Below are 23,343 nucleotides of genomic sequence, written 5' to 3' on the forward strand. Positions count from 1 at the left end.
GGCACCCGATACTGGACCCATGAGACTCAGCCGTCCCGTCTCCTGGTTCCTGCTAGCGTTCGGAGCCTGGTCCTGGGCCATTTGGATCACTTTCGTCAAGAACCTGTGGAACGACGCGAGCGGCCTCGCCTTCGACGACGCGGGTGACCCCACCGGGTACTTCTGGGTTCATCTTCTGCTGGCCGTCACGTCCTTTCTCCTGGGGACGGCCATTGGTGTGATCGGGTTGCGCGGCCTGCGCGCCCTCCAGCGCGAACGCGACGGGAAGTAGGGCGCCGTGCTGGTGGTACTCCTGGTGGTCGCCCTGGTGCTGACCGTCTACTTCGGCGCGCACTGGTACGTGTGGCGCCGCCTGGTGCGCGACGTGACCCGGCCGGGCGGCGCGGCGCGCCGGGCGGGCACGGCAGCGGCCGTGGTGCTGCCGCTGCTGTCGCTGGCCGCGCTCACGTCCGGGAGGCTGGGCATCCCCTTCCCGCTGCAGCAGGCCCTGGCCTGGCCGGGGTTCATGTGGCTGGCCCTCATGCTGTACCTGGTCCTGACGCTGCTGGCGACGGAGCTGGTGCGGCCCCTGCTGGTGCGCCTGCCCGCGCGGGGCGCCCGCCGCGCCCGGCCGGGCGCCGGTGCGGAGGCGGGGGCGGCGGGGGCGGAGCCCGCGGCGGCCGGCCGGCCGCCGGCCGGCCCGGTGGCGGGAGCCGCTGGGGCGGGATCCGCCGTGGCGGCGGGGTCCGTGGCGGCGGGGACGGCGCCGGCCGCGGCGGCCCCGGTGGCCGCGACGGCGGCGAAGGCCCCGGAGGCCCCGGAGGCCGTTGGCACGCTGGAGCCCCCGAAGACCCCGGATACCCCGAGGGCCCCGGACATCCCGAAGACCCCGGACACCCGGGAGACCCCGGACACCCGGACGACCCCGGACACCCCGAGGGCCCCGGAGCCCCCGAAGGCCACCGGGACCCCGGACGGCACCCCCGAGGGCTCCGACGCCCCCGGGGCCCCGGAGACCTCGGCCGCCCCGGCCACCGCCGCGCGGCCCGGCGCCGGGCTCACCGGGGCGGGGCCGGGGATGGCGCGGCGGCGGTTCGTGTCGCGGGTGCTGGCCGGGACCGCCGTGGCGGTGGCCGCCGGCACGGTCGCGGGCGGCACCCACTCCGTCCTGCGCGGCCCCTCCGTCAAGCGTGTGACGGTGCCGCTCGCCAAGCTGCCCCGCTCGGCCCACGGGTACCGCATCGCCGTCGTCAGCGACGTCCACCTCGGCCCGACCCTGGGCCGCGCCCACGCGCAGCGGATCGTGGACGCGGTCAACTCCACCCAGCCCGACCTCGTCGCCGTCGTGGGGGACCTCGTCGACGGCTCCGTGGAGAACCTGGGCCCGGCCGCCGAGCCGCTCGCCCGCTTCCGGGCCCGGCACGGCAGCTTCTTCGTGACCGGGAACCACGAGTACTTCTCGGGCGCCGAGCAGTGGGTGGACGAGGTGCGCGACCTCGGCATGCGCCCGCTGCGCAACGAGCGCGTGGAGATCGCCTCCGGGTTCGACCTGGCCGGCGTCAACGACGTGGCCGGGGAGAACTACGGCGACGGACCCGACTTCGCACGCGCCCTGGGCGACCGGGACCGGGCCCGCGCCGCCGTGCTCCTCGCCCACCAGCCGGTGGTGGTGCACGACGCCGTGCGGTACGGCGTGGACCTCCAGCTCTCCGGCCACACCCACGGAGGCCAGATGTGGCCCGGCGAGTTCCTGGCCGGTCTGGCGAACCCCACCGTCGAGGGGCTGGAGCGGTACGGGGACACGCAGCTGTACGTGTCGCGCGGCGCGGGCGCCTGGGGCCCGCCGGTCCGGGTCGGCGCCCCCTCCGACATCACGGTGGTGCAGCTGGCCTCCCGCGACGCCTGAGCCCCGGGGCCGCGCCCCCCGGCGCCGCCCCGCCTCACCCCCTTCGCCCCCATCCCCTGCCCCGCAGGTGGTGGGGGCGTTGTGATGGACAAGTGAAGGTCCACCCTTCCGCAGGTGAACAGACTGTGGTTGAGTTTGCGCCATCGCACAGGGGAGGGCGTGAAAGGAATCACGGCTATGCGATCGATCCGTATCCGGATCATCATGATTTGTACTGCCCTGGTGGCGGCCGGGATAGGGGCCTGGCTGCTGCTGCTCACACCGGACAAGGGGAAGAACCAGCCAATCTCCGTCGGCACGACCGACGAAGTCACCTCACTCGACCCGGCCGGCGCGTACGACGCCGGCTCCTGGGCCGTGTACAGCAACGTCTACCAGTCGCTGCTGACCTTCGGGCCGGGCTCGCAGACCCCGGTCCCGGACGCCGCCGAGAAGTGCGGCTTCACCGGCACGTCGCTCACCACGTACACCTGCACGCTCCGGGACGACCTGCGGTTCTCCAACGGCCGCCCGGTGACGGCGCGGGACGTCGAGCACTCCTTCGAGCGGATGCTCGGCATCGCCTCGGACGTCGGGCCGGCGGCGCTGTTCCCGAAGCTGGAGAGCGTCACCACCCGGGGCCGCGAGGTCGTCTTCAAGCTGAGCGCCGGCGACGCGACGTTCCCGCTGAAGCTCGCCACCGGCGCGGGCGCGATCGTCGACAGCGCCAGCTATCCGAAGGACCGGCTCCGCGACGCCCCGGCCGTCGACGGCTCCGGGCCGTTCGTGCTCGCCGAGTACCAGCCGGGCGTCCGCGCCCTGCTGGAGCCCAACCCGCACTACCGGGGCGCCATGCAGCGGCCCACCACGCCCGTCGAGGTGCGGTACTACGCGGAGGGCGAGCAGCTCGCCTCGGCCTGGCGCTCCGGCGACGTCCACGTGACCCACCGCCAGCTGCCGCCGCGGATGGTCGCCTCGTTCGACCCGGGCAAGGAGGGCGTGCAGATGACGGAGGCCACCTCGGCGGAGATCCGCAGCATCGTCTTCAACGTCCGCAAGGGCTCGCCGATGGCCGAGCGGGCGGTACGGCAGGCCGTGGCCTCCGTGGTGGACCGCGCCCGCATCGCGAGCGGCCCCTACCACTCGACGGTGGAGCCGCTGTACTCCATCATCCCGCGCGGCTTCGTCGGGTACAGCACGCCGTTCTTCGACCGCTACCCCGAGGGCGGCGACGCCGTGGAGCGGGCGCGCGAGCTGCTGCGGGAAGCGGACGTCGAGACACCCGTCGGCTTCACCTACGGGCACCGGACGGGCGAGACCTCGGCGGCGGAGGCGGCCGAGCTGCGCCGCCAGCTGGAGGCGACCGGGCTGTTCCGGGTGAAGGTCGTCGCCGCCGACTGGAAGGAGTTCCAGAAGGGGTACGCGAGCGGGGCGTACGACGCGTACGGGCTGGGCTGGCTCCCGGACTTCCCCGACTCCGACAGCTTCGCCCAGCCCCTCGTCGGCCGGGGCAACGCCCTGCAGAACGGCTACGCCAGCGAGGAGACGGACCGGCTGATCGCGATCACCCAGCGGTACGACGACCGCTCCAGGGCCGTGCTCGCCTTCAAGCGGCTCCAGGAGCACACGGCCCAGGACGTGCCGCTCCTGCCGCTGTGGCAGAAGAAGGACTACGTGCTGAGCCGGGACGTCGCCGGCTCCCAGTACCTGTCCGACGGCACCGGCGTCTGGCGCCTCTGGCAGCTCAGCTGGCTGTAGCCCCCGCTGTGTTCCCGCCGGGCGCGGGGGTCGCGCCGTCCGCGACCGCGTCCTTCTCCCGCGCCTCCCCCGCGCCCGGCATGAACTCGGCGATGACCTCGTGGGCCTGCCGCACCAGCGGCCGCAGCACCCGGAACCGGGAGAGCGCGACCGCCCGCGCCACCAGCGGCGCCGTCCGCTCCACGAGCCGGCGGCTCCGCTCGGCGCCCTCGCTCCGGTCGTACACCCAGAACAGCACCAGCCCCATCTGCGCCAGCCACAGCAGGTGCGGCAGGTCGTCGGCCAGTTCCGGCGCGACCTTCGTGTCGGAGCCGCGCAGCACCCGCTCGTGCACGGAGACGGCCGCGCGCCGCGCGTCGGAGGACTCCGGCGAGAACGGGCTCAGCGGGCTGTCCGGGTCGGCGGCGTTCTTGAAGAACTGCGCCGCGAACCGGTGGTACGGCTCCGCCACGTCCAGCCACGTCAGCATCGCGTCGCGGATGCGCGCGGCCAGGTCCGCGTCCCCGTCCAGCACGGGCCGGACGGCCGTCTCGTGCTCGGCGGCGATCCGGTCGTAGAAGCCCTGGACCAGGTGCTCCTTGGAGGCGAAGTAGTAGTAGGCGTTGCCCACGGAGACGCCGGCCTCCTGGGCGACGGCCCGCATCGTCGTCTTGTCGTAGCCGCGCTCCTCGAAGAGCCGGAGCGCGGTCTCGAGGATGAGGGTGCGCGTCTGCTCGCTCTTGGGCGCCTTGGCGGCCGGCTTCCGGTCCTTCACAGCCCCCGAGCCTAACGGCCCGCACGCGCCCCGCCGCCGCCCACCCGAGCCGGTACCGGGCCCGCCCCGGAGCCGGGGGCGGGGCCGTCAGGTCTCGTGGAGGGTGATGGCGCGGACCGGGCAGGCGCGGGCGGCCTCGCGGACCATCGGGTCGGCCGGGTCGTGGCCGGGCAGCAGGGCGCTGAAGCCGTCCTCGTCGTGGGTGAACACCCCGGGGGCCGCGAGGGCGCACTGGCCCGCCCCCATGCAGCGGTCGTGGTCGATGGAGATGCGCATGCCCCTCACCCTCCCCGCCGGGCGGTCGCGGTCACGCCCGGCCCGCCCCGTGTCGCCCGGTTGCCCCGCGATCTCCTCCGCGAGGACCCGCGGGCGCACCTCCGCCGCACCCCGTGGCCGGGGGCGGCCCGCACCCGGCCGCGTGCGGGCCGGTCCCGTCCGCGCACCGGCCCGAGGACGCGGAAGGCCCGCCCCGTACGGCTGTACGGGGCGGGCCTTCCGTCCGGGCCGTCCGGGGCCGGGCGGGCGCGGGGCGCCTGGGCGCCGGAGCGTCCGGGGCCCCGGCGGCCGTCAGTAGCGGCGGGTGATCAGCGCGCGCTTGACCTCGGCGATCGCCTTGGTGACCTCGATACCGCGCGGGCAGGCGTCCGTGCAGTTGAACGTGGTGCGGCAGCGCCACACGCCGTCCTTGTCGTTGAGGATCTCCAGCCGCTGCTCCCCGGCCTCGTCACGCGAGTCGAAGATGAAGCGGTGGGCGTTGACGATCGCGGCCGGGCCGAAGTACTGGCCGTCGTTCCAGAACACCGGGCACGACGAGGTGCAGGCGGCGCACAGGATGCACTTCGTCGTGTCGTCGAAGCGCTCGCGGTCCTCGGCGGACTGCAGGCGCTCACGCGTCGGCTCGTTCCCGGACGTGATCAGGAACGGCATCACGTCCCGGTACGCCTGGAAGAACGGCTCCATGTCGACCACGAGGTCCTTGAGGACCGTCATGCCCTTGATGGGCTCGACCGTGATCGGCTTCTCCGGGTTGATGTCCTTGATCAGCGTCTTGCAGGCCAGCCGGTTCTTGCCGTTGATCCGCATGGCGTCGGAGCCGCAGATGCCGTGCGCGCAGGAGCGCCGGAAGGTGAGCGAGCCGTCGACGTCCCACTTGATCTTGTGGAGACCGTCGAGCACGCGCTCCTTCGGGTCGATCTCGATCTGGAAGTCCTGCCACTGCGCCTCGTCCGAGATCTCGGGGTTGAAGCGGCGGATCCGGAACGTGACCGTGATGTAGGGGGAGGCGTCGGACGTGGCGCCCGTCTTCTCCAGGGTCGGGGTAGCCATCAGTACTTACGCTCCATCGGCTGGTAGCGGGTCTGGACGACCGGCTTGTAGTCGAGGCGGACGGTCTCGGTGCCGTCGTCGCCGACCTCGCGGTACGCCATGGTGTGGCGCATGAAGTTGACGTCGTCGCGGTTCGGGTAGTCCTCGCGGTAGTGACCGCCGCGGGACTCCTTGCGGGCCAGCGCCGAGACGGCCATGACCTCGGCCAGGTCGAGCAGGTTGCCCAGCTCGATGGCCTCCAGCAGGTCGGTGTTGAACCGCTTGCCCTTGTCCTGGATGGCGACGTTCTTGTAGCGCGCGCGCAGCTCGCCGATCTTCTCGACCGCCGTCTTGATCGTCTGCTCGGTGCGGAACACCATGACGTTGGCGTCCATGGTCTCCTGCAGCTCGCGGCGGAGCTCCGCCACCCGCTCGGTGCCCGTGGAGTTGCGCAGGCGCTCGACCTGCTCCGCCACGAAGGACGCCGGGTTCTCCGGCAGCTCGACGTAGTCGGCCTTGGCGGCGTACTCGGCGGCGGCGATGCCGGCGCGGCGGCCGAAGACGTTGATGTCGAGCAGCGAGTTGGTGCCCAGGCGGTTGGCGCCGTGCACGGACACGCACGCGACCTCGCCGGCCGCGTACAGGCCGGGGACGACGGTGGTGTTGTCCGCCAGGACCTCGCCCTCGACGTTGGTCGGGATGCCGCCCATCGCGTAGTGCGCCGTCGGCTGGATCGGGATCGGGTCCGTGTACGGCTCGATGCCCAGGTACGTACGGGCGAACTCGGTGATGTCGGGCAGCTTCGCATCGAGCTGCTCCGGCGGCAGGTGCGTCAGGTCCAGGAAGACGTGGTCGCCCTCGGGACCGCAGCCGCGGCCCTCGCGGATCTCCGTGTAGATGGAGCGGGAGACGACGTCGCGGGAGGCGAGGTCCTTCATGACCGGCGCGTACTTCTCCATGAAGCGCTCGCCGTCCTTGTTGCGGAGGATGCCGCCCTCACCGCGGGCGCCCTCCGTCAGCAGGATGCCCATGCGCCAGATGCCCGTCGGGTGGAACTGGAAGAACTCCATGTCCTCCAGCGGCAGCCCGCGCCGGTAGCAGGCGGCCTGGCCGTCACCGGTCAGGGTGTGGGCGTTGGACGTCACCTTGAAGAACTTGCCGGTGCCGCCGGACGCGTAGATCACGGACTTCGCCTGGAAGACGTGGATCTCGCCGGTGGCCAGCTCGTAGGCGACCACACCGGCGGACTTCTTGACGCCGTCGACCTCGGTGATCAGCTGGTCCAGGACGTAGAACTCGTTGAAGAACTCCACGCCCTCCTTGACGCAGTTCTGGTACAGCGTCTGGAGGATCATGTGGCCGGTGCGGTCCGCGGCGTAGCAGGACCGGCGGACCGGGGCCTCGCCGTGGTTGCGGGAGTGGCCGCCGAAGCGGCGCTGGTCGATGGTGCCGTCCGGGGTCCGGTTGAACGGCAGGCCCATCTTCTCCAGGTCGAGGACGGCGTCGATGGCCTCCTTCGCCAGGATCTCGGCGGCGTCCTGGTCGACCAGGTAGTCACCGCCCTTGACCGTGTCGAAGGTGTGCCACTCCCAGTTGTCCTCCTCCACGTTGGCCAGCGCGGCGGCCATGCCGCCCTGCGCGGCGCCCGTGTGGGAGCGGGTGGGGTAGAGCTTCGTCAGCACGGCGGTGCGGCTGCGCTTCGTCGCCTCGATGGCGGCGCGCATGCCCGCGCCACCGGCGCCGACGATGACGGTGTCGTACTTGTGGATCTTCATGGTGTGGATTACCTCAGCCCGTGCCTAGCGGATGTTCGGGTCGAAGGTGAAGATCACCAGCGTGCCCAGAAGGATGGTGAACACCGTCGCGGTGTACAGCAGGCCCTTGAGCCACAGGCGCGTGTTCGGGCGCTCGGCGTAGTCGTTGATGACGGTACGCAGGCCGTTCGCGCCGTGCAGCATCGCGAGCCAGAGCATCAGCAGGTCCCAGACCTGCCAGAACGGGGACGCCCAGCGGCCCGCCACGAAGGCGAAGCCGATCTTGGAGACGCCGCCGTCCAGCACGAGCTGGATCAGCAGGTGGCCGATGACGAGGACGACGAGGACGACGCCGGACAGGCGCATGAACAGCCAGGCGGCGAGTTCGAAGTTGCCGCGCGTCGACTTCGGCGTCCGCTTGGTGCGCTTGCGGGGCGGCTCGATCAGCGGGGCCGGGTTGTCGACGTCGTACAGGCTCACACCCTCGACCGGGCCGACGGACGTCTTGGTGAGGTCAGCGGACATGTCTGGCGTCAGCTCCCGAACAGTTCGCGTGCGGCGTGGCCGAGGACGGGGTAGATGGCGCCCGCCATCAGCACGATCCAGATGCCCATGACGGTCCAGAGCATCTGCTTCTGGTAGCGCGCGCCCTTGGACCAGAAGTCCACGGCGATCACACGCAGGCCGTTGAGCGCGTGGAAGAGGATGGCGGCCACGAGGCCGTACTCCAGCAGCGCGACGATCGGCGTCTTGTAGGTCGCCACGACGTCGTCGTAGGCCTCGGGCGAGACTCGGACGAGAGCGGTGTCCAGTACGTGTACGAACAGGAAGAAGAAGATGAGGACGCCGGTGACTCGATGAGCCACCCACGACCACATGCCTTCCCGGCCGCGGTACAGCGTTCCAGCCGGCACGGAAAAACCCTCCGGGAGCGGGGATCAGGGTCGGCCGGCTTCTCTGTCGGTCAGACCCGGCCGGGTACGGTCCACCGGCCCCGGTCATGGTAGCGACGACTTGTCGGTTCCCTCACGCGGGGTCCGTATGTGTGATCAAACAGCCATTCAAACAGCCACGGACGGCCTACTGTAGCCGGTCAAACCGCCCTTCTCGGTGACAAGGTGGATAAGTCTCGCGCGCGTCACCCGGCGGAGCTCCTCGGCCGAGGCGACCCGCTCCTCCTCCGGTTCGTTGTCCAGTCGTGACCTGATCCCGCCCAGGACCCGGTCCAGGTGCTCCTCGGGGCGGTCCGTGTCGAGGCAGACGACGAAGGCGTGGCCGAAGCGCGCCAGGTACGCCTCGTGGGCGTGGCGCAGCGCGGTGTGCGCCGACCACGGCGTGCCGGGCGGCAGCCCCGGCGGCGTCTCGTCGCCCAGCGCCTCGTCCAGATCGGCGCCCGACATGTCGTACGCCGCCTCGTCGGCCGCCGCCAGCAGCGCCTCGACCGTCGGGTACGGGCGGTGGGCGGCGACCCGGCGCGCCCAGCGGCGGCTCCCGCAGCACGCCAGGAGGACCGCCTCGGCGGCGGCCTCGGGCGCGGTGTTGAACCGCGCCAGCGGGTCCGCGGGGCGGGCGGCGGCGCGGGTCTGGCCCGGTATGGCCGCGGTGGGCGCGGAGGCGGTCGGGGCACCGGTGAGGGGTTCGCCGGTGAGGGGGTCGCGGGACAGCGGGGGCTCCTCGGGAGAGGGGGTGATGGGGGCGGACTGGGGGTGGAGGGGCGGCGGACCGGAGGGTGGAGGGGCGCGGGCTGGGGGCGGAGGGGTGACGGACTGGGGGTGGCGGGCGGAGGGGCCGCTGAGGCGGGTGGCGGGCCGGGGGGTGGGGCGGGGGTCGCGGTGGCGGGCGGGCCGCGTGGCCGGTGCGGGGGCCGGGCCGTGGGGTGGTGGCGTGCGGAAGTCGTGCGGAACGTGTGGGGGAAGGGACGCAAGATTACCGAGCGTGAGCGACAGTGGTCCGAAGCCTTTCCGTATTTCACTCGGAAGGCGGAGTTTCATGGCAAGGATTGGACGCACTCGGCGCGTCGGTACCGGGACCCGGAGTTCCCGGAGGAGGAGGCCCCCGTGACCGCCCGCAAGGAACCCCCGATACCCCGGTCCTCCCGGACCCGGCGCCCGGCCCCGCCCGGGGCGCCCGCGTCCCGCGCGTCCTCCCGCGTCCGGCGCCCTGCGGGGGCCCGGCCGGGGCGGGCCCGGCTGGGGGCCGCGGGCGCGGTGCTCGCCCTCGTCGCGGGCCTCGCCGGGTGCGGCGGGGGCGGCGGCGACGGCGGGGCGGCCAGCCCCGGTGCGGCCACCGGCGCACCGCGCTCCACCGGTACGCCGTCCTCCCCCGAGCCCAGCCCCACCCGGACCTACCCGCTGTCCACCGCGCCCCGCACCATCCCGGCCGTGCGGGAGCACGTCCCCGCGCGCGGGCCCGGCTGGCGGCCCGGACCCGGCAGCGGCGTGGCCGTCGCGCCCGGCAGCGGCGCCCTCGCCGACGAGGCGCGGCTGCTCGCCCGCGAGCTGGGCATCGCGGACCGGGGCGAGGCGCCGGCCCGCGCGGGCGACATCGAGCTGGCCCTCGTCGGGGGCGGCGGGGCGGCGGCGGCCCCGGAGTCGTACACGCTGACGACCCGCGGTGGCCGGGTCCGTGTCACCGGGCCCGACGAGGCGGGCGTCTTCTACGGCACCCGGACCGTCAAGCAGGCCCTGCGCTCCGGCGGCGCCGTGCCGGAGGGCGTCGTCCGGGACCGCCCGGACCGCCCGCAGCGCGGCCTGATGGTCGACATCGCCCGCAAGCACTTCACGGCCGCCTGGCTGGAGGCCCGCGTCCGCGAGATGGCCGACCTGAAGCTGAACCAGCTCGGCCTGCACTTCTCCGACGACCAGGCGTTCCGCATCGCGTCCGACAGCCACCCCGAGGTGGTGGCCCGGCAGCACCTCACCAAGGCCGAGGTCCGCCGGATCATCGCCCTCGCGGAGAGCCTGCACATCACCGTGATCCCCGAGATCGACTCGCCCGGCCACCTCGGGGCCGTACTGGACGCCTACCCGTCCCTGCGGCTGCGCGACGCGCGGGGCGCCGTCGCGCCCGGCGCCATCGACATCGCGAAGCCCGAGTCGGCGCGGCTCGTCGACGAACTGCTGCGGGAGTACGCCGAGCTGTTCCCCGGCCGGTACTTCCACGTGGGCGCCGACGAGTACCGGGCGCTGATGGCCTCCGACCCGGAGGCGTCGTACCCGGCGCTGGCCGCCGAGGCGCGCCGCCGGTTCGGCCCCCAGGGGCGGGTCCAGGACCTGGCGACGGTCTGGCTCAACGGCCGGGCGGCGGTCGTGCGGGAGGCCGGGAAGCAGCCCAAGGCGTGGAACGACGGGTTCTTCCGGGGCGGGGTCGTCGCGGCGGACCAGGGCGTCGAGGTCGAGTACTGGACGGGCCGCGAGATCGGCGCCCGGCCGCCGGTCGAGTACCTGCGGGAGGGGCGGAAGGTCGTCAACGTCAACGACCGGTACCTCTACTACGTGCTGGGCGAGCCCAACCAGTTCACGTACCCGACCGGCCGGGAGATCTACACGACCTGGACGCCGCTGGTGCTGCGCGGCACGCAGGCCGTGCCGGCGCGGTACTCGGGGCAGATCCTGGGCGGCCGGTTCGCGGTGTGGTGCGACCTGGCGAACGCCCAGACGCAGGACCAGGTGGCGGCGGGCATCCGCATGCCGCTGCGGGCGCTCGCGCAGAAGGTGTGGGACCCGCGCGAGCCGGCCCTGTCGTGGGCGGACTTCTCGGCGCTGGCGGAGCGGGTGCGCGCGGGCGCCTGAGCCGGTACCGAGATGATCTTCTCCGCCACGGGGGGTGACGCTTTCCCGGTGGGCGGCGCTGTAAGGGGAAGTACCGCGTCCGCGAGGGAGACGTCATGAGTCCGACCACGAGCACCACCCCGAACCTGGTGGAACTGATCGCGCGGGCCGACGAGCGGGGGCTCGCCGCCGCCGCGCTGGCCTGCCTCGACCGCTGCCTGCCGCTGCTCGCGCCGGAGGCCACCGACCAGCTCCGCCCGCTGTGGCTGGGGGTCGCCCGCGCGGGCGACGGCTGGCCCGACCGGCTCGCCGAGGCCCGGTCCGCCGTGGCGGCGGTCGCCGCGCCGGTGGACACCGAGGAGGCCGCCCTCGTCCGGCGCATGCTGGACGGGGCGCCCGGCACGTGGGCGTCCGGGCCGCTGCGGGAGTGGGCCGACACGTGCTCCCTCGCCGCGCTGGAGCTGCACCACCGGCTGTGCGCCGCGCCGTCGCCGGGCCTCGCCGAGGTGCTGGAGCGCTGCCGCACGGGCGGGCCCGAGGGCGTGGGCCCGCTGGCCGACGGGGAACTGCGCCGCCAGGTGCGGGTGCTGGAGGTCCTCGCGGACGGTGCGGCGGGCGGCCTGCGCCGGGCCCTGGACCTGGCCGCCGAGGGCCGCCGCGTCGTGCAGGCCGTACGGTCCCGGCGCGCCCGCACCGCGTAGCCCGGGGGGCGTGCCGCGACGGGGCGGCGCGTCCGTACCGCCGCTGCCGTCACCGCCGTCACCGCCCGGCCCGGACCGCCCCTACAGCAGCAACAGCACCGCCGCGCCCCACAGGGCCGACACGGCGGCGACCAGCGGGCCCAGCGGCATGCCCTGCTGGGACGGGCCGGCCTCCTCCAGGGGGCGCAGCTCCGGCCTGCGCAGCAGCGCGTGGGCCTCGTCGGCGGCGCGCGGCCCGTACGGCTCGCGCCCGAGCCGCCGCTCCATCCACGGCCAGCCGACGGGCGAGAGGGTCACCTCCGTGTCGCGCTCCCGTACGACGACGAGGTCGCCGCCCCGGTTGTGGCGCACCGCCTCCACGTCGCCCCACAGGACCCGCCGCACCCGCCACGGGCCGGCGATCCACAGTCCGTCCCGGTCGGCGGTGATCCGCCAGTTCAGCACGGTCGACGCGGACGTCACGACGAAGAACAGGCCGATCAGCGGGAACACCGACAGCCACGAGACGTCGTCCTCCAGCAGCGCCCACACCCCGCCCGCCTGCGCCAGCAGCAGGACCCCGCCGACGGCGCGGGAGACCCCGTTCGCCCCCCAGGTGCGGGGCGCGGTGGACGGCTCCAGCGTCGCGGCGACCTCGTCGACGGGCCGCCGGCCGGGCCGCTGCCCGCCGCCCGGCCGCCCCGCCCGGCCGTCCGGCGCGGGGCCCGGCAGGCCGCCGCCGAGAAGGCCCCGCACGGCCGGTCTCACGGCGGTGACGCTGCACTCGACGGCCACCTCGTCGGGGTCGTCGCCGTCGGGCGCGACGAACGCCAGCTCCGTCCCGGTGTAGGGCAGGCCGTAGAGGACGGCCTCGCGCACCGGGGGCGGCGGGTCCTCGCCCTTCAGGATCGCGCCGACCCTGCGCAGCCCCTCGGCCAGCTCGTCGTCGCCGTCGGCCCCGTCGTCGTCCTCGCCGTGCGGGCCGCGCCGCCCGTCGCCCTGCCCGTCCCTCCCGTTCTCCTCGTCCTCCTCGTCCTCCTCGAAGGCGTGGAGGGAGTGGAAGTGCAGCAGGGGCCGTTCGGCGGCCGGGTCGTCCGCCGCGTACACCCACGTCCTGCCGTCGTCGTGGCCCTCGCGGACCAGCACCCGCAGGACGGGCAGCGGGCCCTGGTGCAGCTGCCGGGACCTGGTCCGCCCGTCGACGCCGTTGGCGAGGAACGCGAGACCGCCGACCAGCCCGGCCAGGACCAGCAGTTCCCAGCCGACGACGTCGTACGGCTCCGCCGCCAGCCGCGCCCAGTCGCCGTCGACGAGCAGCTCGGCCCGGCTGTCGACGGGATACCGCTCGGGGTAGTAGGTGTCCACCCGGTGGACCCGGTCGCCGACGGCGACGGCGATCACCAGCTCGTCCTCGTCGGAGAGGGTGACCCTGCCGCTGACCGGCGCCAGCCCGGCGGCCCGCCGCTCATGGGCGTCGGCCACCTGCTGCGCCTGCCAGAACCCGTACACGGCGACCGCCAGCAGCGGCGCGGCCAGCACGAACGACAGCCGCCCGCGCCGGAACCGCAGCGCGGCCGGCGGCACGGGGTGGGCGGCCGGCCCGGCCGCCTCGGCGGCCAGCGCCCGCTGGCGGGCCGCCACGGCGAGGCGGTGCAGCAGCCCGGCGGCGGTGAAGGCGAGCGCCCCGACGAAGGCCAGCCACCACGGCTCGGCCAGCATCGAGCCCGACCAGCCCTCCTCCAGGTGCCCGAGCAGCACCACGGCGAGGCCGAGCAGGGCGAGCCGGGGCTGGCGCACCACCCAGTAGAGGGTGAGCAGCAGCGCCGCGAAGACGCCGGTGCCCGCCCAGTCCGCGCCGCACGGCTCGGCCGGCGTGCAGACGGGGTCGGGGAACGCGACGGCCATCCACACCGTCGTCAGGGCGAGCAGCAGCACGGCCCACAGCGGGTGCGCCCAGGCGCCCGGCACCGTGGCGAGCCAGCGCCGGGCGTCGGCGGACCGCCAGTCGGCGACCCCGGGCGGTATGCGGTCGGCGGGGAGCGGGAGGGGCGACGCGGTGTTCACCCGCGCATTATCCCGGGCGGAAGGGGCCTGTTCGACGGGTTTCGGGCGTGGTGGGCCCGGTCGGTCGATCGGTCGATCGGCCGGGCCCGGCAGTCCGGCCGTCGCGGGCCGTCCGGCCGACGGCGATCGTCCGGCCGTCGGCGGGGTGTCGGGTGCGGGGTGTCGGGTGCGGGGTGTCAGGTGCGCGGGGAGGCCAGGTGCTCGGGCAGGGCGATCCCCTCACGCAGGGCCTCGTCGGGGACCGGGGTGCCGAACCGCGTGGTGACGGGCAGCACGCCCGCCCACACGTCCAGCTCGGCGTCCGGGCCGTCCCCGTCGTCGGGCCCGCCCTCGCGCATCTTCACCGACGCCTCCTCCAGGGAGAGGGCCAGCAGCGCGGTCGCGGCGAGCTCCTTGCGGCTCGGCCGCCGCGCGTAGTCCCACTGCCCGGGGGCGGCCTGCTCCGTCAGGAGGCGCAGACCGGCGAGCTTCTCCTCCGGGTCGGTGACCGGCCGGGGCGTTCCGTAGACCATCGCGCAGCGGTAGTTGACGCCGTGCTCGAACACGGACCGGGCCAGGACCAGGCCGTCCACGTGGGTGACCGTCACGCACACCGTGGTGCCGGGCGCGGCCACCAGGCTCCGGCTGGCCACGGAGCCGTGGAAGTACAGGTGGTGCCCGTCGGCCCCGTAGACGGTGGGGACCACCATGGGGTGGCCGTCCACCATCACGCCGACGTGGCACAGGAAGCCGGCCGCCAGCACCTCGTCGAGCACGGCGCGGTCGGTGCGCCCCTTCTCCCGCATGCGGCGCAGCCGGGTGCGCTCGGTGTCGGACAGGGCCTTGGTCAGGGGAGTGCGGTTCACTGGGACCCGTTTCGCGGAGGGCCGCCCGGCGTGCGGGCGGGAGGGGGACAGGCGGGGGAGGGGAGCGGCGGGCGGTGGCCGTGGTGCCGAGGGGGCGCGGGCGGTCACTCGCCGCGCAGTTCGAGGGTGCAGCACTTCACGCTGCCGCCCGCCTTGAGCAGTTCGGTGAGGTCCACGCCCACCGGGCGGAACCCGCGCTCGCCCAGCTGCCGGTGCAGACCCGTGGCGGCCTCCGGCAGCAGCACGTTGAGGCCGTCGGAGAAGGCGTTCAGCCCGAAGACGGCGGCGTCCTCGGGGGAGGCGAGGACCGCGTCGGGGAACATCTCGCGCAGCACGGAGCGGCTGCCGGCCGTGAACGCCTCGGGGTAGTACATGATCTCGCTGTCGGAGAGCACGGCCAGCGCGGTGTCCAGGTGGTAGTGGCGCGGGTCGACCAGGCGCAGGGTGGTGACCGGCAGCCCGAAGAACTCCTGCGCCTCGACGTGGGAGCGCGGGTCCGTGCGGAAGCCGGTGCCCGCCAGGATGCGGCGCCCCACCGTCAGGTAGTCGCCCTCGCCCTCGTTGATGTACTCCGGCCACAGCACGTCCCGGTAGCCCCGCCGGACGAACCAGTCGAGGTAGGCGGGGCCCTCGGCGGTGCGCTCGGCGTGGCGGAAGCGCGCGCCGAGGACCTTCCCGTCCACCACGGTCGCGCCGTTGGCCGCGAAGACCATGTCGGGGAGGCCGGGCAGGGGGTCGATCACCTCGACCGTGTGCCCGAGCGAGAGGTACAGCTCGTGCAGCCGCTCCCACTGGCTGACGGCGCGCGCGGTGTCGACCGGCTTCTCCGGCTCCATCCACGGGTTGATGGAGTACGAGACGCCGAAGTGGGACGGGCGGCACATCAGCAGGCGGCGCGGGGTGGCGGTGCGGGACACGGACACGACGGGTTCTCCTTCGCGGTGCTGTCCGGGGCGGTGCGCCCGGCGGGCGGTGCCCTTGTGGGGCGGTGGGGCGGTGCGGCGCGGGTGGCCGGGCGGGGGCCGGGCGCGTACGGCGTGCGGAGGGGGGTGGACCCCTCAGAGGGAGGGCGGGGGCGGGGGCGGGGACGTGGGGGCGGGTGTGGGCGAGGACGCGGGTGTGGGCGGGGACGAGGACGTGGAGGCGGACGCGGGTGCGGGTGCGGGCGCGGACGCGGGCGGCGAGGACGGCGGCTGCGGCGGTGCGACCACGACCCGGATCGACCGGGCGGCGGCCTGGGCCCGCTGCCGGGCGGTCTCGCCGGTGCTGCCGCCGGCCATCACGTAGCCGACGCGGTCGCGGCCCGAGCGCGGCGCGCGGACGACCGGGCCGGGGCCCACGAGGAGGTGGACGGCGAGCACCCCGAGGCGGTCGGCGGCCTCGGCGACCCCGTCGACGCGCTCCACCCGGCCGGGCTCGGCGGTGACGAACCAGGTGCAGGCGCCCGCGGAGGGCCGGGCGGGCAGCTCCGCGGTGGGCTCCTGACCGCGCATCAGCCGCAGGTACTCCCGGACGATGTCGAAGTCCCAGGCGCTCTCGATGAGGTCGATGATCCCGCCGCCCGGCATCCGGCCCGCGCACTCCACGAGATGGGGGACGCCGTCCACCAGGATCCACTCGCAGTGGACGAAGCCGGTCCCGAACCCGACGGTCCGCAGCAGGGTCTCGGTCGCGGAGTACAGCAGTTCCTCCACGGCCGGGTCGGGGGCGCCGGGCACCACGTGGCCCAGCTCCACCGGGCGGTCCCCGGGGAACAGGGACTTGGCCGTGACGTTGCGGAAGAACGCCCCGCCGTCCCGTACGAGCAGCTCCACGCTGTACTCGGGCCCCTCCAGGAAGGTCTCGGCGAGCATCCGGGCCGGTACGGCGCTCTGCGCGGCCATGGCGTCGTGCTCCGCCAGCACGCACTCCCGCCACGCCTCGTCCACCTGCTCGGGTGCGCGGACGATCCGCGTGCCGATGGAACCCTGGCGGTTGGCCGGCTTGAGGACCACGGCCGTGCCGGTCAGCGCCATCAGCCGCCGGACGTCGTCGGGGTGCTCCACGGGCCGGGAGAGCGGGCCGCGTACGCCGCTGCCGGCCACGGCCTGCCGCAGCAGCCACTTGTCCCGCAGCCGGTCGGCGGCGTGCGGGCCGGCGCCGGGCAGGCCGTACAGCTCGGCGAGGCGCGCGGCGAACGGCACCGCGTACTCGATGCCGGGGATGACGGCCGCGGGCGGGCGGCCCCGGTACTCCCGGTGGAACCGGGAGGCCGCGTCCGGGTCCTCGTACTCGATCTCGACGAGCTCGCAGGCCGCCTCGGCCCCGGCGAGGACCTCGGCGAGGTTCTTCTCCCGCGCGGCGCCGGGGGTGTCGAGGAAGACGGTGGTCCCGTGGCCGTGGTGGCGCGCGGCGACGCTCTTCCAGCCTGCCGTGTAGCCCACGATGAGGATCGGGCGGTCGTCGGACTGCATCACTGAGCGGTTCTCCCTAGGGGGTGGTGGACGGGGGAGGGGTCCCGGGCCCGGAGCGCATGGCGGCGGCCGCCGCCGCGGCGGACAGCAGCCCCAGGGCTCCCCACAGCGGCCAGACCCCGTTCCCGAGCGCCTCCCAGCCGAACGTCCCGAGCACCGGGCCGAGCGCACCGCCCAGGCCGAACGCCGTCTGCGAGAGGGCGAGGTAGCGGGCCTTGCCCCCGGGCGGCGCCAGCTTCGCCGGGTACGCCCACATGGTCGCCCCGCCGGTCATGGTCCCGACGACGCCCACCAGGGTGGCCGCGACGAGCAGGACCGCGGAGTCGGGGATGACGTACAGGGCCCGGCCGGCACCGAGCAGCAGCAGTCCGGTGCAGACGGCGATCCATCCGGGCCAGTGCTGGGTGAAGCGGGTGACCAGCAGCTCCAGGGCGATGACGGCGCCCGCGGAGAGGGTGATGAGCCAGGTGTAGGCGGTGGCCGAGTAGCCGGCCTCGGTCATGGACAGGGGCAGGCCCACGAACGACTGGATGAACACCACCGAGCTGAGGAACATCGACACCAGGAACAGCACGAACCGGCCGTCCCGCACGATCGCCCCGTACCCCGGCCCGCGCGACCGCCTCCGCGCGGTGCCCTCACCGGCCCCCGCCCCGGCCCCGGCGCCTTCCGCGCCGCCCGTCCCGGCGTCCTTGGGGACGGCGACCAGGGCGATGACCGCGTAGGCCAGGGACGCCAGCCCGCTGACCCAGAAGAGCAGGTTCCACGAGACGAGGATCAGCCACGCGGCGAACAGCCGGCCCACCGTGGCGCCCAGGTTGAGGGCGATGCGGTTCATCGAGAAGACCATGACCTGGCGTTCCTCGGGGACCAGATCGCTCAGCAGGCTCATGGAGGCCGGGCGGTACGCCTGCACCATGGCCCCCGACAGGGCGAGCACGGCGACCAGGACCGGGAAGGCGTCGATCCACGGCACGACCGCCGTGAGCAGCGCCGTGCAGGCCATGGAGAGCGCGATGGTCCTGCGCGGCCCCATGCGGGTGGCCAGCTCGGCGCCGAACGCCACCCCGGCGATGGTGCCGGCGCCGTACGCGGTGAGGGCGTTGCCGGCCTGGGCGGTGGAGTGGCCGCGCCAGACGAGGTAGAGCACCAGGAAGGGCTGCACGAAGCCGCCCACCTGGTTGACGAAGACGCCCAGGAGCAGGAAGCGGACGGCGGGCGGGCTGTGGCGCAGGGTGCGCACGGCGCCCCACTTGCCGGTGTCCCCGTCCCCGGGCGGCTGCTCGTCCTTCGCGGGCGCCGGCCCCGTCATCGCACGGCCCCGCCGGGTGCGGCGCCCGCGACCGGCGCGGGCCCTTCCGGCGCGGAGGCCGCCTGGGGGGTGGTCCCGTCCGGCGCGGTCCCGCCCGGCGCGGCTCCCTCCGGCGCGGCTCCCTCCGGCGCGGTCCCGCCCGGCGCGGCTCCCTCTGGGGCGGCTCCCTCCGGCGCGGTCCCGTCCGGGGCGGCTCCCTCCGGGGCGGGCGACGGGGGCGCCGTGGACCAGGCCAGCTCGGGGCCCGCGTCCGGGTCGAACGCCGGGGCCGGGCTGTGGTCGAGCCGGACGGCCGCACGGGCCAGCGCGACGCTCTCCTCGCACTCCTCGACGGTGTCCGCGACGCAGATCGCGTACGCGTAGCGGGAGATGTAGCCGCGCGGCGGCAGCCGCAGCACGTCGCCCGGCTCGGCCAGCGCCGCGGCGTGGTGCAGGCCCGGGACGGCGCCCTCCTCGGGCAGGCGCACCGCCTCGACCGTGCAGTCCTCCGCCGGGTACGAGAAGTGGACGGCGGCGACCCGGCCGCCGGCGCGGCCCTCCCCGGCCGGCTCGGGCCCCGCCGCGTCCACCGGGAGCCCCAGCGCCGCGCGGGCACCGGCGCGGCCCGGGTCGACACCGCCGGCGAGGCGGCCGAGGAGCGGGATGAGGCCGCCCCCGAGGCGGGCGTTGACCTCGATGAGGCGCGGGCCCTTCGCCGTCAGCCGCAGCTCGGTATGGGTGAGGGAGCCGGTGGCGCCGAGCGCCCGGTGCACGTCGGTGAGGAAGGCGAGCAGCTCCGGCGAGGTGAGCAGCGGGTCGGCCGCGTCGACGAGGTGCCCCTCCTCCTCGAAGTACGGCGGCATGGCCACCCGCTTGCGGGCCAGGACGAGCGGCCGGTAGACGCCGTCGGCCAGCAGGCCGTCGACGCTGATCTCGGGGCCGTCCGCGTACTCCTCCACCAGGACGGGCGCGTCGTAGGTGGGCACCCCCGGGTAGCTGGGGGCGGTCGCCTCGCGGTAGGCGCGGGCGAGGTCGGCCGGTCCGGGGACGTGGACGACGCCGAGGCTGCCGGCGAGCCCGCGCGGCTTGAGCACCACCGGGTAGCCGATGGCCTCGGCCGCCCTGGCCGCCTCGTCGAGGGACGGCACCGCGGCGAACCGCGGCTGCCCGACCCCCGCCTCGGCGAGGCGGCGGCGGGTGCGCCCCTTGTCCCGGCAGACGCTCACGGCCTCCCGGGACATGCCGGGCAGCCCGAGCGCGTCCACGATCGCGGCGGCCGGCTCGACCAGGGCCTCGGTGTAGCACAGGACGCCGTCGACCGGCCGGGTGGCCGCGAGGGCGGTGGCCGCGTCGACCAGCGCGCGCGGGTCGGAGGTGTCGACCAGGGTGGAGCCCGCCAGGTAGGGCGTCTGCCAGGAGGGCTCCCGGCTGTCGAACAGCCACAGCGGGTGCTCGCGCGCGGCCCCGGCGAGCAGGTACTCCCGGTACAGGCGTATGCCGCTGCCGACCACGACGAGCACGCCGTCGCGCGGCGCGTCAGGGCGTGTGTTCATCGTCTGCCATCCGTGGGTCGTGTCGTCCGCGGACCGGGTCGTCCGCGGGCCGTGAAGCGGGCCGGGCCGCCCTCCGGGAGTGGCGGGCCGCGGTGCCCCGCGCGGGGCGGGGCGGGGTCAGCGCAGGGTGTAGAAGCCCTCCCCGTCGAGTTGGCGGATGGAGCCGTGGTCCCGGTGCACGACCTCCTCGACCTCGTGCGCCAGGTCGACCAGCAGGGGGATCGTGAAGTCGTTGACGGTCCGCCGCAGCCGCCCGCCCGGGGCCACCGCCGTCCTCAGCTCGTGGAAGCTCTCCAGGTCCCGCACCCGCGGCAGCAGGGGGTAGTCGACGAGCTCGCCGGAGCGGGGCGCGATCAGGCCGATCGACGCCACGTACCGCTCGACCCGGTACGGCTCGCCGGCCCGGTCGAGGAAGGCGTCCGGGGCGAGGTAGGCGTCGGCCGTCCACTCCAGCTGGCTCTCCCCGAGCGCGGTGCGCACCAGCGTGGGCAGGCTCCCGCCGCACAGCCGGGCGCCGGTCTCGATCAGGCGGGGCCCGTCCGGGGTGAGCTTCAGCTCGGTGTGCGCCGGGCCGTTCGCGATGCCGAGCGCGTCCAGCACCGCGAGGGCGTACGGGACGAGCAGGTCCTGCACCTCGCCGTGGCGCGGCATCAGGTGCGCGCCGTCCAGCAGGTCGCGGACGCCGTTGGCGTGGATGTGGGTGGTGCGCCAGATGTCGCACACGTGGTGGTGGCCGTCCACGCTGACCGTGTTGACGTAGTACTCGGTGCCGAAGAGGTACTCCTGGAGCAGGACCGCGTCGTTGCGGGAGGCCACGACGTTGTCCTGGCCCAGCACCGCGCGGAAGGCGGCCCGGGTCTCGTCGGCGGAGTCGCAGAACTGGACGCCCTCGCCGGCGGCGCTGCGGACCGGCTTGACGACGATCCGCCCGCCGGTCTTCGCGTGCCAGGCGACGGCCTCCTCCTCGTCGGAGGTCACCAGCTGCTCGGCCGCGCGCAGCCCGGCCGCCTTGACCGTCTCCACCATGCGGTGCTTGTCGCGGCGGGCGCTGCTCAGCGCGGTGCCGTTGGTGCGCAGCCCGAGGGCCTCGCTCAGCGCGTCGGCCAGCTCCACCCCCACCTCGGCGCCGGGCAGCACGGCCACCGGCCGGTGGGCGGCGAGGGCGCGGGCGGTCTCCGCCGGGTCGCCGCGGTGCACGAGGTCCGCGGCGAAGTCGCCGGGCACGAAGTCCGCCGCGTTGATCGCGGGGATGCTCGGGGTGCTCCGCACGTGCACGACGGTGTGGCCGCGCCCGCGGAGCACGGGGGCGAGGCGGCTGGCCGAGGAGTAGGCGTCGACGATCGCGACGGTCGGCTGGTCGGGCTGGGACACGGTGTTCCTTGGCGTGGAGGCGCGTCCGGAGGACGGGCGGGCGGGGTGGGGGACGGGCGGTCGGGGGTACGGGGCGGTCGGCGGGGCGGGGCGGGGCGGGGGACGGGGGCGGCGTGCGGGGGACGGAGGTCAGCGGGGGGCGAGGACGAAGACCCCGGCGCGGTTGCGCTCCTGGTAGTGCGCGATGTCGGCCAGGACGGTGGCCTCCTCGTCGTGGCGCAGCAGCAGCTGGAGGACGGCGCTCTCGTCCTGCGAGGGGCTGAGGAGGTCGCCCGGACGGGGGGCGCACTCCGTCCCCGCGTAGGAGGGGCGTCCGACGAGTCCGGCGAGGTCCGTGATCTCCTCCAGCCGCCCGTGCGCGCGGACGAGGAAGGAGTAGTCGGCGACGAAGCCGGGGGAGCCGGTGTCGGCCAGCGCCACCGGCCGTCCGGTGGCGAGCGCGCCCGCCTGGCCGGGGACGCCCAGCAGGTCGCACAGCTCCGGCAGCGGGGAACCGGCCTGCCTGCGCGCGTACTTGACGACCTTCGTCTGGTCCTCGCCGACGACCAGCTCGAAGTGGACGGGGCCGTCGGCGGCGCCGCTCGCGGTGACGACCGGCTGCAGCTCCCCGGTGAGCCGGGGCAGCAGCGGGGCCGAGGGGGCGAGGTTGATGACGCTGGTGATGAGGCGGCGGGGCCCCTCGTCGAGGGTGAAGCAGCGCCAGCAGTCGGTGAGGACGAGCCGCCCCTCGTGCACCACGCCGTTGGCGAAGTGCGGGACGCCCGCCGCCTCGGGGTGCGCCACCACCCGGGCGCCCGGCCGCTCCCACAGGTGGGCGGTGGCGCCGGCGGGCAGCGGGGCCGACGGGCGGTGGAAGAGCGCGGAGCCCGTGTCGTCGGAGACGTCGGGCCGTACGACGGTGGTGCCCCGGACCGCGGCGAGGTGCGCCGCCAGCTCGGCGGGGCCCTCCAGGACCGTCAGGTCCAGGGCGAGCGCGGGGCGGGCGGCGGCGACCGCCGCGTTCTGGGCGGCCTTGCCGGCCGGGGCGCCTTCCGCGGCGCCCCGGCCGGGGGCCGGCTGGGCTGTGGCCACGGTCAGGACGCCTGCTCGAAGTGGAAGGACCGGATGAAGCAGTCGCGCGGCTGGCCGACCGCGAAGAGCACGCACTCGGACAGGGACTGGGACGTCAGCATCCCGTCCGCGGTGCGCGGCGCGTCCTCCCAGGCGTCCGACAGCGGGTCGGTGTTCCGGAAGTCCGGCGGGTACAGGGAGATGACCCGCACCCCCTCCGGGCGCAGCCGCTTGGACAGCACGTCGGCGAAGCCGGCCTGCGCGTGCTTGGCGGCGTAGAACGCGCCGTGCGCGCTGGAGCGGTGGGCGCCCGGCACGCCGCAGACGGAGACCATGTTGACGATGTCGGGCCGGTCGGAGGCCCGGAGCAGCGGCAGGAAGGCGCGGACGGCCAGGACGGTGCCCGTGGCCCCGGAGGAGATGGTGTCGATGACGTCCTCGTCCGAGGCGGCCAGCAGGTCCGTCCCCTCCAGCCAGCGCGCCGCGTTGTTGACGAGCACGTCGACGCGGTCGGTCAGCGCGCCGACACCGGCGGCGAAGGCGCGGATCGAGGCGGGGTCGGTGAGGTCGCAGGCGAAGGCGTGGACGGAGTCGTGGCCGAGGGCGCGGATCTCGTCGCGGGTCTTCTCCGCCGCCTCCAGGGTCCGCGCGGAGAGGTAGACCTCGGCGCCCTCCCGGGCGAAGAGGAGGGAGAGGGTACGGCCGAAGTCGCGTGCGGCGCCGGTGATGACGACGCGCAGGCCGTCGAAGCGGTGGGTCATGGCGGTGTCCAGGTGTGGTCGGTGCGGGACGGTCGGCTGGTCCCCGGGGGCTGTGGCTGGTCCGTGGCGG

The 23,343-nt window shown here is 75.0% G+C and carries 21 protein-coding genes; 5 read left to right on the forward strand and 16 right to left on the reverse strand.

Translation table 11 applies throughout. From position 1 onward, the window contains the following. Window positions 1-19: 19 nt before the first annotated feature. The 3 genes from CP974_RS19010 to CP974_RS19020 all read left to right on the forward strand — a co-directional run bounded on the left by CP974_RS19010 (window position 20) and on the right by CP974_RS19020 (window position 3,622). Window positions 20-271 (forward strand): SCO4848 family membrane protein, encoded by a 252-nt coding sequence (locus tag CP974_RS19010; protein ID WP_031133276.1) that lies wholly within the window; start codon window positions 20-22, stop codon window positions 269-271. Window positions 272-283: 12 nt separating this feature from the next. Next, complete coding sequence (locus CP974_RS19015) at window positions 284-1,885, forward strand: metallophosphoesterase (protein WP_085921225.1); 1,602 nt, start codon at window positions 284-286, stop codon at window positions 1,883-1,885. A gap of 177 nt (window positions 1,886-2,062) precedes the next feature. Then, complete coding sequence (locus CP974_RS19020; RefSeq protein ID WP_031135009.1) at window positions 2,063-3,622, forward strand: ABC transporter substrate-binding protein; 1,560 nt, start codon at window positions 2,063-2,065, stop codon at window positions 3,620-3,622. Here the strand turns inward: CP974_RS19020 and CP974_RS19025 are convergent. The 7 genes from CP974_RS19025 to CP974_RS31010 all read right to left on the reverse strand — a co-directional run bounded on the left by CP974_RS19025 (window position 3,609) and on the right by CP974_RS31010 (window position 9,426). Then, on the reverse strand, window positions 3,609-4,376 hold the full coding sequence (locus CP974_RS19025; protein WP_051839855.1) for a TetR/AcrR family transcriptional regulator: 768 nt from the start codon (window positions 4,374-4,376) through the stop codon (window positions 3,609-3,611). The two genes, CP974_RS19020 and CP974_RS19025, sit on opposite strands and share 14 nt — an antisense overlap. A gap of 87 nt (window positions 4,377-4,463) precedes the next feature. Next, window positions 4,464-4,652 (reverse strand): ferredoxin, encoded by a 189-nt coding sequence (locus tag CP974_RS19030; protein ID WP_031135013.1) that lies wholly within the window; start codon window positions 4,650-4,652, stop codon window positions 4,464-4,466. A 291-nt stretch (window positions 4,653-4,943) separates the two neighbouring features. Continuing rightward, window positions 4,944-5,702: a succinate dehydrogenase iron-sulfur subunit gene (locus CP974_RS19035; protein ID WP_031135015.1), complete on the reverse strand. Its 759-nt coding sequence runs from the start codon at window positions 5,700-5,702 to the stop codon at window positions 4,944-4,946. Next, the gene (sdhA, locus tag CP974_RS19040) at window positions 5,702-7,456 is read right to left on the reverse strand and encodes a succinate dehydrogenase flavoprotein subunit (protein ID WP_031135017.1); all 1,755 of its coding nucleotides are present in this window, start codon (window positions 7,454-7,456) and stop codon (window positions 5,702-5,704) included. Before sdhA ends, CP974_RS19035 begins: the two co-directional genes overlap by 1 nt. A 24-nt stretch (window positions 7,457-7,480) precedes the next feature. Further along, window positions 7,481-7,960 (reverse strand): succinate dehydrogenase hydrophobic membrane anchor subunit, encoded by a 480-nt coding sequence (locus CP974_RS19045; RefSeq protein WP_031135019.1) that lies wholly within the window; start codon window positions 7,958-7,960, stop codon window positions 7,481-7,483. An 8-nt stretch (window positions 7,961-7,968) separates the two neighbouring features. Next, on the reverse strand, window positions 7,969-8,349 hold the full coding sequence (gene sdhC / locus CP974_RS19050) for a succinate dehydrogenase, cytochrome b556 subunit (protein ID WP_031135021.1): 381 nt from the start codon (window positions 8,347-8,349) through the stop codon (window positions 7,969-7,971). A gap of 147 nt (window positions 8,350-8,496) precedes the next feature. Further along, window positions 8,497-9,426, reverse strand: coding sequence for a 2-oxo-4-hydroxy-4-carboxy-5-ureidoimidazoline decarboxylase (locus CP974_RS31010; protein ID WP_162530971.1), 930 nt, complete (start codon window positions 9,424-9,426; stop codon window positions 8,497-8,499). Between the two features lie 198 nt (window positions 9,427-9,624). Here CP974_RS31010 and CP974_RS19060 point away from each other — a divergent pair, with 198 nt between their 5' ends. After that, window positions 9,625-11,226 (forward strand): beta-N-acetylhexosaminidase, encoded by a 1,602-nt coding sequence (locus CP974_RS19060; RefSeq protein ID WP_085921169.1) that lies wholly within the window; start codon window positions 9,625-9,627, stop codon window positions 11,224-11,226. A 95-nt stretch (window positions 11,227-11,321) separates the two neighbouring features. Further along, window positions 11,322-11,906, forward strand: coding sequence for a hypothetical protein (locus CP974_RS19065; protein ID WP_031135975.1), 585 nt, complete (start codon window positions 11,322-11,324; stop codon window positions 11,904-11,906). Window positions 11,907-11,987: 81 nt separating this feature from the next. Here CP974_RS19065 and CP974_RS19070 read toward each other — a convergent pair whose 3' ends face one another. The 9 genes from CP974_RS19070 to CP974_RS19110 all read right to left on the reverse strand — a co-directional run bounded on the left by CP974_RS19070 (window position 11,988) and on the right by CP974_RS19110 (window position 23,273). After that, a complete protein-coding gene (locus CP974_RS19070) occupies window positions 11,988-13,949 on the reverse strand; it encodes a hypothetical protein (protein ID WP_031135973.1) in 1,962 nt (653 codons plus the stop codon). A gap of 176 nt (window positions 13,950-14,125) precedes the next feature. Next, entirely contained in the window at window positions 14,126-14,734 is a 609-nt protein-coding gene (locus tag CP974_RS19075; protein ID WP_078915869.1) for a pyridoxamine 5'-phosphate oxidase family protein, read from the reverse strand. A gap of 164 nt (window positions 14,735-14,898) precedes the next feature. Then, the gene (ddaH, locus tag CP974_RS19080; RefSeq protein ID WP_031135969.1) at window positions 14,899-15,717 is read right to left on the reverse strand and encodes a dimethylargininase; all 819 of its coding nucleotides are present in this window, start codon (window positions 15,715-15,717) and stop codon (window positions 14,899-14,901) included. A 135-nt stretch (window positions 15,718-15,852) separates the two neighbouring features. Further along, window positions 15,853-17,247 (reverse strand): ATP-grasp domain-containing protein, encoded by a 1,395-nt coding sequence (locus CP974_RS19085; RefSeq protein ID WP_150485832.1) that lies wholly within the window; start codon window positions 17,245-17,247, stop codon window positions 15,853-15,855. A 16-nt stretch (window positions 17,248-17,263) separates the two neighbouring features. Continuing rightward, window positions 17,264-18,559 carry an MFS transporter gene (locus CP974_RS19090; RefSeq protein WP_051840002.1) on the reverse strand — a complete coding sequence of 432 codons (1,296 nt, stop codon included), beginning with the start codon at window positions 18,557-18,559 and terminating at the stop codon, window positions 17,264-17,266. Next, window positions 18,556-20,091: an ATP-grasp domain-containing protein gene (locus CP974_RS19095; RefSeq protein ID WP_051840003.1), complete on the reverse strand. Its 1,536-nt coding sequence runs from the start codon at window positions 20,089-20,091 to the stop codon at window positions 18,556-18,558. The genes CP974_RS19090 and CP974_RS19095 overlap by 4 nt, the downstream gene beginning before the upstream one ends. Window positions 20,092-20,208: 117 nt before the next feature. After that, a complete protein-coding gene (locus tag CP974_RS19100) occupies window positions 20,209-21,462 on the reverse strand; it encodes an ATP-grasp domain-containing protein (RefSeq protein ID WP_031136133.1) in 1,254 nt (417 codons plus the stop codon). Between the two features lie 129 nt (window positions 21,463-21,591). Beyond that, window positions 21,592-22,533: a hypothetical protein gene (locus CP974_RS19105; protein WP_031131894.1), complete on the reverse strand. Its 942-nt coding sequence runs from the start codon at window positions 22,531-22,533 to the stop codon at window positions 21,592-21,594. Between the two features lie 2 nt (window positions 22,534-22,535). After that, entirely contained in the window at window positions 22,536-23,273 is a 738-nt protein-coding gene (locus CP974_RS19110) for an SDR family oxidoreductase (RefSeq protein WP_031131893.1), read from the reverse strand. Window positions 23,274-23,343 lie beyond the last annotated feature (70 nt).

This window comes from Streptomyces fradiae ATCC 10745 = DSM 40063 (genome assembly GCF_008704425.1).
Taxonomy (GTDB): domain Bacteria; phylum Actinomycetota; class Actinomycetes; order Streptomycetales; family Streptomycetaceae; genus Streptomyces; species Streptomyces fradiae.

What these genes read in the sequence shown, in the direction of transcription:
- CP974_RS19010 (WP_031133276.1), top strand. Translation starts at nt 20, where the DNA reads ATGAGACTCAGCCGTCCCGTCTCCTGGTTCCTGCTAGCGTTCGGAGCC.
- CP974_RS19020 (WP_031135009.1), top strand. Translation starts at nt 2,063, where the DNA reads ATGCGATCGATCCGTATCCGGATCATCATGATTTGTACTGCCCTGGTG.
- CP974_RS19030 (WP_031135013.1), bottom strand. Translation starts at nt 4,652, where the DNA reads ATGCGCATCTCCATCGACCACGACCGCTGCATGGGGGCGGGCCAGTGC.
- CP974_RS19035 (WP_031135015.1), bottom strand. Translation starts at nt 5,702, where the DNA reads ATGGCTACCCCGACCCTGGAGAAGACGGGCGCCACGTCCGACGCCTCC.
- sdhA (WP_031135017.1), bottom strand. Translation starts at nt 7,456, where the DNA reads ATGAAGATCCACAAGTACGACACCGTCATCGTCGGCGCCGGTGGCGCG.
- CP974_RS19045 (WP_031135019.1), bottom strand. Translation starts at nt 7,960, where the DNA reads ATGTCCGCTGACCTCACCAAGACGTCCGTCGGCCCGGTCGAGGGTGTG.
- CP974_RS31010 (WP_162530971.1), bottom strand. Translation starts at nt 9,426, where the DNA reads ATGAAACTCCGCCTTCCGAGTGAAATACGGAAAGGCTTCGGACCACTG.
- CP974_RS19065 (WP_031135975.1), top strand. Translation starts at nt 11,322, where the DNA reads ATGAGTCCGACCACGAGCACCACCCCGAACCTGGTGGAACTGATCGCG.
- CP974_RS19075 (WP_078915869.1), bottom strand. Translation starts at nt 14,734, where the DNA reads ATGCGGGAGAAGGGGCGCACCGACCGCGCCGTGCTCGACGAGGTGCTG.
- CP974_RS19085 (WP_150485832.1), bottom strand. Translation starts at nt 17,247, where the DNA reads ATGCAGTCCGACGACCGCCCGATCCTCATCGTGGGCTACACGGCAGGC.
- CP974_RS19090 (WP_051840002.1), bottom strand. Translation starts at nt 18,559, where the DNA reads ATGACGGGGCCGGCGCCCGCGAAGGACGAGCAGCCGCCCGGGGACGGG.
- CP974_RS19095 (WP_051840003.1), bottom strand. Translation starts at nt 20,091, where the DNA reads ATGAACACACGCCCTGACGCGCCGCGCGACGGCGTGCTCGTCGTGGTC.
- CP974_RS19110 (WP_031131893.1), bottom strand. Translation starts at nt 23,273, where the DNA reads ATGACCCACCGCTTCGACGGCCTGCGCGTCGTCATCACCGGCGCCGCA.